Origin of the sequence: Methanospirillum hungatei (genome assembly GCF_020216685.1) — an archaeon.
In the GTDB taxonomy this organism is placed as follows: domain Archaea; phylum Halobacteriota; class Methanomicrobia; order Methanomicrobiales; family Methanospirillaceae; genus Methanospirillum; species Methanospirillum hungatei_B.
Genome location: NZ_JAIWNS010000171.1, coordinates 1 through 11,431 on the forward strand (window position 1 = coordinate 1; position 11,431 = coordinate 11,431).

At 47.0% G+C, this 11,431-nt stretch carries 6 protein-coding genes; 1 reads left to right on the forward strand and 5 read right to left on the reverse strand.

Features of this window, described 5'->3' with window-relative positions:
- On the reverse strand, positions 1-299 hold a 299-nt coding region (locus LDL35_RS10750), incomplete at its 3' end, for an ArsR family transcriptional regulator (RefSeq protein ID WP_304022337.1).
- Between the two features lie 68 nt (positions 300-367).
- Here LDL35_RS10750 and hypF point away from each other — a divergent pair.
- Entirely contained in the window at positions 368-2,593 is a 2,226-nt protein-coding gene (gene hypF / locus LDL35_RS10755; RefSeq protein ID WP_304022338.1) for a carbamoyltransferase HypF, read from the forward strand.
- Here hypF and LDL35_RS10760 read toward each other — a convergent pair.
- From LDL35_RS10760 to lysS, 4 genes are all read right to left on the reverse strand, one after another.
- Positions 2,588-3,712, reverse strand: a complete 1,125-nt coding sequence (locus LDL35_RS10760; protein WP_304022339.1) for a PKD domain-containing protein — start codon at positions 3,710-3,712, stop codon at positions 2,588-2,590. The two genes, hypF and LDL35_RS10760, sit on opposite strands and share 6 nt — an antisense overlap.
- Before the next feature lie 75 nt (positions 3,713-3,787).
- Complete coding sequence (locus LDL35_RS10765; protein WP_304022340.1) at positions 3,788-5,185, reverse strand: PEGA domain-containing protein; 1,398 nt, start codon at positions 5,183-5,185, stop codon at positions 3,788-3,790.
- Positions 5,186-5,206: 21 nt separating this feature from the next.
- Positions 5,207-9,802 carry a PKD domain-containing protein gene (locus tag LDL35_RS10770; protein WP_304022341.1) on the reverse strand — a complete coding sequence of 1,532 codons (4,596 nt, stop codon included), beginning with the start codon at positions 9,800-9,802 and terminating at the stop codon, positions 5,207-5,209.
- 332 nt (positions 9,803-10,134) lie between these two features.
- Positions 10,135-11,431 (reverse strand): lysine--tRNA ligase (gene lysS, locus LDL35_RS10775; protein ID WP_304022342.1); only part of this gene is annotated, 1,297 nt, incomplete at its 5' end.

Below are 11,431 nucleotides of genomic sequence, written 5' to 3' on the forward strand. Positions count from 1 at the left end.
AGAAGATCCCCGAGATCTGAAAAATTACACTGAAAGTTCGCTCGGACCTTACCATAATTCGCTCTGTATTCCTTCTCCGGCTTCTTCCCTGGTTCTGGCATTCTCCATTTCTCCTCAATAAGATTTCCTTTCCGAAGCAAAAGCAGCCCATCTCTGACGTAATCTGTTCCGACAACATCACAAAGCTCCGTACGGGTCATCCAATTCTTATCCAGGAGTTCGAGAATTTTCTTATAATGAGTATTATTAAATACCACGAAAAGGGGAACCAGCTCTACCGGATCATTCACAATCCGCACATGACCCGTCAATTCAAAACCCTATTATAATAACGTTGGATAAAAAATTAAAGGTTACTTGTACAAAAATGCCAAAACAGGGTCATATCATTATCAGGGGGATAGTCCAGGGGGTCGGTTTCCGTCCGTTTGTGTACGCCAGGGCTATTGCGCATGGAATCCACGGGTCAGTCTGTAACACCGGATCAGAAGTGCAGATAGATGCCTGGGGAGATCATTTTGACGATTTTCTGAGTGATCTGAGAAAAGGGCCACCACTCTCCATCATCGACTCAGTTGAAGTTCACCCGATCTCAGGGGTTTCACCGAAATCCTTCCAAATATTAAAAAGTCATGACGGTGTCAGGACCGGTCTTATTCCTCCGGACATTGCCACCTGCCCGGACTGTATCAAAGATATCTTCACCCCAAACGGAAGGTATGAAGGATATTTTGCGACATCCTGCGTGAACTGCGGACCCCGGTATTCAATCATCAAAACTCTGCCATATGACCGGGAGAGAACTGCAATGGATGAATTTCCACCCTGTGGAGATTGCTCAGGGGAGTATTCAGATCCCCAGAGCCGCAGACATCATGCCCAGACAATCGCGTGTCAGGTCTGCGGGCCAGACCTTGTTCTTCATTCCGGGACCGGTGCAGTGATCAAAGAAGACAACCCGATTAAGAGAACTGCACAACTCCTTGATCAGGGATCCATTATTGCCATTCGGGGGATCGGCGGGTTTCATATCACATGCACCGGCGATATGGCCAGGACGTTAAAAGAGCGTCTTGGCAGAACAGAGCAGCCCTTTGCCATCATGGCCGGAAAAAAATGGATTCTAAATAATACATCCATATCTTTGGATGAAGAAAAGGTCCTGCAGAGTGAGATCTCACCAATCGTAGTTCTGGATAAAAAAGATCCCAACGCATTCGATCATGTCAGTAATCTTCATACTATCGGATGCATGGTACCCTATACCGGTCTGCACCATCTTCTCTTCTCCCATCTGAAAGCACCATATCTTATCATGACCAGTGCCAATGCACCCGGTTATCCGATGATTACGACATTGGCCGAGGCAGTGAGGAAACTTTCGGGGATCACCGACTATTATCTCACCCATACCCGTGATATCATCAACCGGTGTGACGACTCGGTCATCAGAAAAGGATATATCATTCGTCTTTCACGGGGATATGCACCAAAGAGAACAAAGATAGATCTTGGTAATACCGCTATCCTTGGGACAGGACCTGAACTGAACGCAACCATTACCCTCTATACCCAGGGGTTTTGTATAACCTCACCCCACATCGGCAATGTCAGAAATCCAGGGACCTATGCATATCTGAAAGAGACAATTTCCTGTCTGTGCAATCTGATGCAGCCGGATATCAAAATTATCGCTCATGATCTCCACCCGCAGTTCCTCTCAACCAGGTATGCAAAAGAACTGAGTGAAGATACCGGGGCTCTTCTCGTTCCGGTCCAGCACCATGAAGCTCACATCGCTGCGGCATGTCAGGAAGAGTGTATCGGGATTGCAATCGATGGGGTTGGGTATGGATCAGACGGGACGATCTGGGGCGGTGAGATATTCCAGGGTTCTGCTCCGCACTATTCCAGAGTAGGGCACCTCATGCCGGTTTTGATGCCGGGGGGGGATCTGGCTACTCTCTGGCCTGAACGGATGCTCTATGGTATTCTTCCTGATGAACAGACACATCAGTTACTTTTGTCACGGGGATGGAGAGAACCGGATCTTTCCATATTAGAAAAACAAGTCTCAAAACGGTTCAATACCGCTGTCACCTCAAGTACTGGCAGGGTCCTGGATGCGGCAGCTGCACTCCTGGGAATTTGCAGGAAAAAGACATATGACGGAGAGCCTGCAATGAAACTTGAGTCAGCCGCCTATGGAGCATCTCCAGAGACCTGGGAGATTCCGCTTACCAGAATTGGTCAGGCAGACGTACTTGACACACCGTCACTTCTTAAAAAAGCCAGAGATCGGTTTATGTCTGACCCAAAAGATCCTCAAAATATTCAGCAGATCGCAGCATCTATTCAGTTTAACCTGGCCCGGGGGATCGGAGAAATTGCCTGTAACGCCGCAGCATGTGCAGGACTAGAGACCATTGCATTATCCGGGGGCGTTGCATATAACGAGATGATCCGGAATACTATCCGGGAGACGGTGCATAATAACGGGTACCAATTGTGCATAAACCATGATATGCCACTTGGAGACGGGTGTATCTCCTTTGGTCAGTGTGTATATGCCGGCAAAAAAGAGATGTTATGAGGCTGGTTTAAGCATAACTTTTGGAATCAGCTTCATCTCATTCGGACGTATCGTCACATTCACGGTCTTCTTCTGATACCCTTCTTTCTGGAATGTGAGCGAACGGGAACCAGCCGGAACAATCAGGGTAGCAGGAGTCGTTCCGAGGTAAATGTCACCCATAAGCACCTCAGCTCCGGATGGCTGCGAGGTCACCATGACAAATCCGGACGGGCCTGTCGGATAGTCACCAACAACCCGGATGATCTCCGGTTTTCTCTCCACCGATGAGTAATTATCACTGATTACTTCAAGGGTTACCGTATACCGGCCGATGCCACCATACACATGGGTCGGATTCTGTACCGTTGAGAGTGTTCCATCTCCAAAGTCCCATCTCCACTTCTTCGGAGTTCCCGTGGAATGATCTGTAAAGTTTACGGTCAGTGGTGGTGTCCCGGTCATTGGCTGTGCAGTAAAGGCTGCAATAAGCGGTTCAGGCTCTACTGTTGGGATATGGGTTGGTTCCTCAGTCGGGGTGGACGTCGGCTCAACGGTCGGTGTTGGTATTGGAGTGGTTGGAACAGGAGTCGGTCCACCAGTTTGTGTGGGTGTCGGGACCTGAGTTGTCGGAGCAGGGGTTGGTTCACCGGTCGGTGGAGGTGTCGGAACCGCAGAGCCTACAGTGACATGGCCGGGCTGAATGGTCACTGATACAGGATTTCCATTATCATCCGTCAGCTCCGTTATTGCAATCTGAACCTCTGATGAACCATCTGCCAGACCCTGTACGTTCAGGGTGGCTAATTTTACCGAACGTGCTCCTGCTTTAATCTGATCGGTAAGGTCTACTGCAACAATACTGACTGTAGAAGCAGGAAGCGTTGACGCAGAATTCATACTAAAGGCTGCAGGAAAATTCACCGATGAAAACTCTGCAGAACCTGCAGGATTCATGGATACCTCGAGCTGATATCCCGCTAATCCACTGGAAGCCTGATCCAGCATAACATCAATACTTCCGGATGAACCGGAAGTTGCCAGAGTCAGATCTGTCGCAGATAATGTAGCTCCGTGAACCCCGGCCCCCAGAGTGAGAAGGAGGAAGAGGACACAGAAACCAAGATTTTGTCCTTTCATTTCATTCACCTGTCCGTCCCATCGTGCAAGATGGTGCTAAAATTGCTAAACATCTTCTCATAAAGGGAAGATAGTTCAGGGGTACTGAACATATTCAACCGTCCTGTTCAGAGAGAAGTATGGCTCCTCGTAATGATAGGTCTGTATCACCGCAAGGCCATTCTTGATCTCAAGGGTGTCATTCCATGGTTCATAGCCTTCCTTTTGTAAGGTCAGGTTATGCGTTCCGACAGCGAGGTTCATCACCATAATATCTGTCTTTCCAACCGGTGTATCATCAATCGTGACATTCACCAGCTCCGGATATGAAACGATGTATGCTGCACCGGTCTGGGGTGGATTTGCAGATAATGCTCCAATCTCAGCAAGATGTGGCATCATCACAAACCCGGAGATGAAGGTTGGAAGGACGTCATCAAGGATCGATATCGGAGAGACGACATCGTAATACCCTTCCTTATGAAGTCGCAGTTGATAATCCCTGGACGTAAGATTCGTGAGAAATGCAGGAGTTACACCCTGATACGCATTGTTCAGGTATACTTCTGCTCCGTCTGGGACAGAAAATATGGTAACATTGTTTTTTGCTCCCCGGACAGGAAGGTGCATCGGCTTTACCGTGATAAAACCGATTTTTTCCGTGGTATTGGTATATTCACTGTTTGAAGCGGTGAGTGATACCGTGTATACTCCGGGAATCCGGTAAATATGCTGGGGATTCTGAAGAGGGGAGGTGTTGTCACTTGACTCATCTCCAAAGTCCCACATGAATTTTGTTGGATACCCGGTGGAGTTATCGGTAAAGAAAACGGTCATGGGAGCAGAGCCCTCCTGAAGCTGGGCAGTGAAATCTGCGACAACCGTCGGAACCGGTGTAGGGGTCACAGGTGGTGTAACTTGAACTACCGGGTTGTTCTCCTGAATTTCCGGAGTTACCTCCGGGGTGGGTGCCGGGGGAGAGGAGGACTGGGGTGTCTGGACCGGGACTGGTGCTGTGGTCTGGCTCCCGACGGTGATGGTAGCAGGAGAAAGTTCTGCCGAAATGGGGTTCCCATTGTCATCGGTGATTTCTGTGATGTCGAGTGTAAGGGTTGCGACACCCTCATACAATCCTTCAATGCCAAGTGTACAGATTTGTACCTGCCCTGTCCCGGCTTCAACCTTCATCTCAAGATCCAATGCAGATACCAACACCTTCTCACCAGGTGTTCCCTCTACAACTTTAATTCCAGCCCATTCAGGCATTGTTACTGAAGATACCTGTGCAACCCCGGCTGGAGCAAATGACGTGGTAAATTTATAACCGGCAATTCCTCCAGGAGCTGAATCAAGAAGAACGGGAAGTTCAACTTTTTGTCCGACGGTACTGATTTTGATATCTTCTAAGGATATCTTCTCAGCCCATACTGTTCCACAAAGGAACAATGAAACCATGCATATGGTCAGAATGCTTGTAAGGTATTTGTTTTTCATGAGATCACCTGAAATGAAAGGTTACCAGATGAGATTGAAATACTCAACAATATCATCGGTATCAATCCGGTTGTTATGATTATAGTCAAATGGCGGAATCGGCATACCGACAAATCCTCCTGAAACCCAGGTGTTAAAGAACACGGTAACATCTGCGGTGTTTACAACCCCGTTGCCATCAAAGTCATCGATAAGTCCGTCATGTACACCAGGAGGCCATATATCCGCAGGCTTATTCGTGTACCCGGGGAGGGGACTGACTGCATATACGTGAATATCAGCAGGAACTCCTGTCAAAGACATGAAAGAGGAGCCATACTGAGCTATTGATGTACCATTTAACCTCAGATCTGCATCTCCTGCAGAAATTCCAGTCAGACTGATATTTCCTAATGATATATTTCTGGAACCGGCTGGAAGCATTCCACTATCCTTATACCCTGACAAGGTAATCGAATCAAACGCCGGACTAACTGAATACGTGAAATGATCTACCCATGATGGAGATGTTGCCCAGTTCCGGATATGTGCCCGTGCTGAATTATTCAGATCAATCTTTACCGTATACGAAGAAAGCCCATAGTCTGCTTTACTTAAAACAACATTCAGAACCCGGTAATTGAGATCCTCAGTAATAAGAGTTATATTCTGAGGAACGAAGTAAACCTGTCCCGATGTATCAGCACTGGTAATATTTACATTCCGATACCCGATTCCGGTTGCTCCATACTTATTCCAGACCTCCAATGTTACATTCCACACTGCAGTTGTATTGAATGCATGGCTCACAGACGATAATCCTGACACATTCTGACTGCCATCAGTAAAATGCCAGTTCCAATTGATCGGAGAACCTGAAGACTGATCAGTAAAGAGGATACTCTGTCCGACAATCCCTGAGGGCGGGGTTGCACTAAAGTTCACAATGATCGGGGGGTATACACCTATCCAGTCGGTGTACAAACCACCAGTTGTCCCGGAACCATACGTGGTATTGGTAATCTGCAGCACTGGCGTGTAATCCCTGACGGTGTAGTATTTGTGTGATATATTAAACCAGGTATTATCGGAAGGCCACCCGGCTGCTCTGGTCTGAGTTGTTGTATTTAAATCGCCAAAGTTCCATACGGCTGTATCTATCAACGTACCATCAGTAGTATTCCCAATGAACGTGACATTGAGAACCGGAGTACCATTAACCGGATTTTCTGAAGTTGGAGGGAACGTGCTATTCCCAAATAATATTTTAGGTGTCATGTTTCCATTGACGGTTATCCAATCGGTATAATTTGCACTCGCTACATGACCACAATCATTTGTCACGGTAAGGTTCACCGTGTATGTCCCTGCGGTGTTGTAAACATGATAGGGATTTTGAGTGGTATTCGAACCACCATCACCAAATCTCCAATCCCAGGATGTTGGAACTCCCGTAGATGTATCAGTAAATTGAACACCTAATGGAGCGGTGCCAGCTCTGGGAGATGCCGTAAATCCGGCAGTAACATTCCCACTAACCAGAACGTAGTTAGATTGTGTATAAGTATTTGAACCTGCTGCATTCGATGCTGTCAGACTGACGGTGTACGTTCCCGCATGCAGATAGGTATGGGTCGCATTCTGGGTCGTATTATTCGCAGAGTTATCGCCAAAATTCCACTGCCATGCGGTTGGAGCTCCATAATCCACCGTCCCCACAGGAGATGTATCGTTAAAAATCACCGTAAGCGGAAGACACCCTATTCGTGGAGTGGTTGAACTATTCACAAACCTGGCCAACGGTGGTGCCAGAACTCTGATCCGTTTTGAACCTACGATATTCGTATTATTATCACAACAGGTCCCCGAAGGAGCGGTCATATTTACCGTGTATGTCCCCTGCTGAGAGAACAGGTGATGAGTAGTCTGACCGGTCTGATTCAGAGAGCCATCAGCGAAATACCACTCGTAGGATGCAGGAGTGTAATTCACTGCGTATCCGTTGAATGTAATGTCAGTGTTTATTGGAACATCAATCGGATCTGCGGTGTTATTGTACCCTGCAACGGTAAAGTTTGCACTTGTATATGGATTACAATAGGTAATATCAACCGGATCACTCACGAGAATACTGGTGTAGGTGTATAGGGTGAGGGTTGCCGGGTAGGTTCCCGGTGCTGTATAATTATGAGTTACGGGAATCGAAGCTGATCCAGTATCATTTACCGGTGAACCATCACCAAAATTCCAGATCCTGTTCAGAATATTTCCTGAACCGGTTGTCGTTTCAGTGAAAGTAACAGTCATATTAGGATCACCTGTCCCACAAACCCGACTTGCTGTGAAGGAAGGATTGAGTGATGGCTGGCCGAATTTCATGACAAAGGCATCAAAACTACCCTGGAAGTCACCACTAAAGTTCCCACCAATATAGAGCCTGTTTCCGTAAACCGTCTGGTTGATCCATTTGTACACCGGGAATGCTTCCCGTTCACAGTCACTACCACAGACCAGATTGAGCATAGTCGGAGAACTGGTATATCCGGTAACAAAACTGGTATTTCCATCAGGTGATATCGCAACACCCCTGCTCACATCATCGCGGTACCCTCCGAACAGGGTCGATGACTCAGCCGAGCGGCCGTCACTCTTAATCACCGTCAGGAATCCATCCTGGCCACCAGATGCCTGTTTAATGGTATTAATAAGACCACTCCGGGGGATCTGGGAGGAACGACTATAACCGGTGACAAACGCACGGAATGAGGAGTCTACTTTGATATCATACCCCCAGTCATCCATGCTTCCTCCGAGATAGGTCGAATAGATAAGACCTGTTCCATCAGAACTAAATTTTGTAACATATGCATCTTTCTCAAATGCATCATATGGCCACCCCTTCACCGTCTGTAACGCCATATTCGTGACGGGGAAATCGGTAGAGGCGGTTGCTCCGGTGATATATGCACTTCCTGCAGAGTCAACAGCAACCGCTTCACCATAGTCATACCCGGTTGAGCCACCCAGATAGGTCGCGTAGATTGGCGGAATGCCTGCCTGGAAGTTCATTTTAAAGAGGAATGCATCCTGCCCTCCCTTGATGGATTTCTGATACCTGGGGACTCCGGCAGGGAGCAGATTTGTTGAACTCGTTGTTCCGGTGATATATGCCATACCCTGACCATCAACCGCTATTCCATTTCCATAGTCCTGCCCGGAGCCGGATATATATGTAGAATATTCCAGAACCTGACCGGTCGGGCTGATTTTCACTGCAAATGCATCACCCATCACTGCATCCGGATTTGGTGCAGTCTGATACGCATTCGGGGTTGTTGGAAAGATCTGTTCCAGTTTCTTGTAAGGGCTGTTCCCAACCGTCTGTCCGGTAAGATAAACGGCATTCTGACTGTCAAGGGCGATATCATTCGCCTGGTCGGCAAAATTCCCTCCAAGATAATCAGACCACCTGATAATTGCACCGCTTGGATCCAGTTTTATCACAAATGCATCATTTGACCCATGAAGCCTATCACCATAGGCAAAGGGAAGCATTATTGGAAAATCTTCAGAGAATGTGTCTCCAGTCACGTATATATTTTTCAGGGAGTCAACAGCAATTCCCCTGCCAAAGTCTGCCTTATCTCCACCCAGATACGTTGAAAATATGATAGATGCATTGCCTGTCGTCTGGTTGATCCCAATTTTCGTTATGAATGCATCCCGACTGTTATGACAGTATGAACCATTAAATTTCAGGTATGCAGTATTGATGACCGTTGGATCTCGTAAGGGAAAATTACACGACGACGTATATCCGGTCACATACACATCCCCGGATGAATCCCTTGCAATATCCATACCATAATCTTCAAGAGTTCCCCCAAGAAGAGTGGAATATTCAAGGTACGGGTCAATAATCAAGGGGTATGCAGGATCATATTCTCCAATGGTATATCCTACCTCGCCATTCTCGAAGACCGTATAGGATGACTCGACTTCAATGGTATTTCCATCAATTATCTGGTAGGTATAAGGAGCCCGTTCGGTCAGATTACCAAACGACGTAATTACCTGCAGGGAACCGTCTTCAGTGAGCGATAACCCCTCGTTTCCTCCATAAATGAGTCGGATTGCACTGGGATCGGCACCTTCCCGGACGGTGAACTCCCGTTTGAGAACACCCTGCTTTCCGGAATAGGAGAGATCAATTCCAGGAAGAATTTCAAGATACCGGATGCCCCCATACCAGGGAACATACTGCTGCCAGTCAGACTCATTCTTCCCAATGAGGAAGTTGGCATATCCATCAAGTTTGTCAAATGCCTCAACGGTGACGTTCTCTGCAGCACCTGAAACTGTCACAATCACCGGAGTTGTAACATTATCTCCACACTCTTCACAGTCACCGGACGGCCCACTTACTAACAGAGCATCTCTGGTAAAATCAAATGAAAATTGAGAACTTTTCACCTGATACAGAATATCTTCATGTGCCTGTCCGGCATTTTCGATAAACTGCACCGGATGTGCAGAAATATCAGTATAATTTACTTCCTGATTATCTGCCATCACAATGCAGCATAAGAGAATACATAAGAGCGCAGCAAGCACTCCTTTTGATATGTTCCGGTTCATCGCATCCTAACCCCCAAGTCCATAATTGACCCCATGGTAAAACTCCTGCATATTCTTTTAATTCAGCATTTATCCGAGAATCCCGTCTCTGATAAAATCACCGGATTATGCAGGGTCAGTTCTCCCGTAAGACACCTGTTTTATGCCATGTACAATATGACAAGGATATTTTTTATTGACGTATAATATTTTCTAAAAAATATTAGTGCAACGGTGCGTTTATGCAGAAATAAAGAGCATGCAAAACAGGGGGTGAGAACAAAAAGATTTGCAGATTTGAAATATTTTGTGAAATAAAAGATAAGGGATAAAATTTTTCCTTTTCCTTCATCTTAAACAGACGATGGTTCCTCTTCGTCAGCCGGAGTGGTAACTTCCCGCTTCATGGATGGGAAGAGGATCACCTCCTTGATTGAGGTATTTCCTGTTATCAGCATAACAAGCCGATCAATTCCTATTCCGACACCTCCTGTCGGTGGCATGCCATACCCAAGAGCATTGACAAAATCATAATCATGCATCTGGGCCTCTTCATCACCAAGCCGCCGCTTCTCTTCCTGAGCCTCAAACCGCTCCATCTGATCCAGGGGATCATTCAGCTCGGAGAACCCGTTGGCAAGCTCCATCCCGGCAATGAACAGTTCAAACCGTTCGACAAATCCCTCTTTCTCGCGGTGGGACTTTGCAAGTGGTGAGTTTTCAACAGGGAAGTCGGTGATGAAGGTTGGTTGTATCAGTTTATCCTCGACAAGGGCTTCGAAAAAGAGGACCAGCATCTCGCGCTGTGTGTGGACATCATCAACCCCATCAACTCCCTTCTCTTTCCCGATCTTTTTCAGACTCTCCGGATCATGAGCGAAGATATCAACCCCTCCAATGGTCCTGACAGCCTCTTCCATGCTCATGACCGTCCAGGGTGCTTTGTATGAAATGGCATTTTCTTCAAATGCCACCTCATATGAACCGGTCACTTCGTGAACAATGCTGCTGATGATACCTTCGGTCAGTTTCATCATATCAGTGTAATCAGCATATGCCTGGTATATCTCAACCATAGAGAATTCCGGGTTGTGACTGGTATCAATATCCTCATTTCTGAAGTTTTTTGCAACCTCGAACACTTTCTCAAAGCCACCTACAACCAGTCTTTTCAGGTATAATTCAGGAGCGATCCGGAGATAGAGTTTCTGCCCGAGGAAATTATGGAAGGTTGTGAAGGGCCGTGCATTTGCTCCTCCATAGAGTGGCTGGAGAGTCGGGGTCTCAAACTCAAGAAATCCCTGCCCGGTGAGGTAATTTCTCAGGAGCGATATGATCCTGCTCCGTGTCCTGAATGTCTCCCGGCTCTCTTCATTGACGATGAGGTCCAGATACCGCTGCCTGTACCGTTTCTCTAGATTGGTCAGACCATGAAACTTCTCCGGAAGAGAGCAGAGTGTCTTGGTAAGAAGGATCAAATCATCAACAAAAATGGATATCTCCCCGACCTTGGTCTTGAAAATTCTCCCGGTTACCCCGATGATGTCACCTCTCTCAATTGAGGATTTAAACATCTGGAATTTCCCTTCAGGAAGAGCGTCCTTGCGGATATACAGCTGAATTCTTCCGGTCTCATCACGGAGGTCTGCA

Bases quoted from the DNA above. Each gene is read 5' to 3' on its own strand.
- hypF (WP_304022338.1), top strand. From the start codon at position 368: ATGCCAAAACAGGGTCATATCATTATCAGGGGGATAGTCCAGGGGGTC.
- LDL35_RS10770 (WP_304022341.1), bottom strand. From the start codon at position 9,802: ATGAACCGGAACATATCAAAAGGAGTGCTTGCTGCGCTCTTATGTATT.
- LDL35_RS10765 (WP_304022340.1), bottom strand. From the start codon at position 5,185: ATGAAAAACAAATACCTTACAAGCATTCTGACCATATGCATGGTTTCA.
- LDL35_RS10760 (WP_304022339.1), bottom strand. From the start codon at position 3,712: ATGAAAGGACAAAATCTTGGTTTCTGTGTCCTCTTCCTCCTTCTCACT.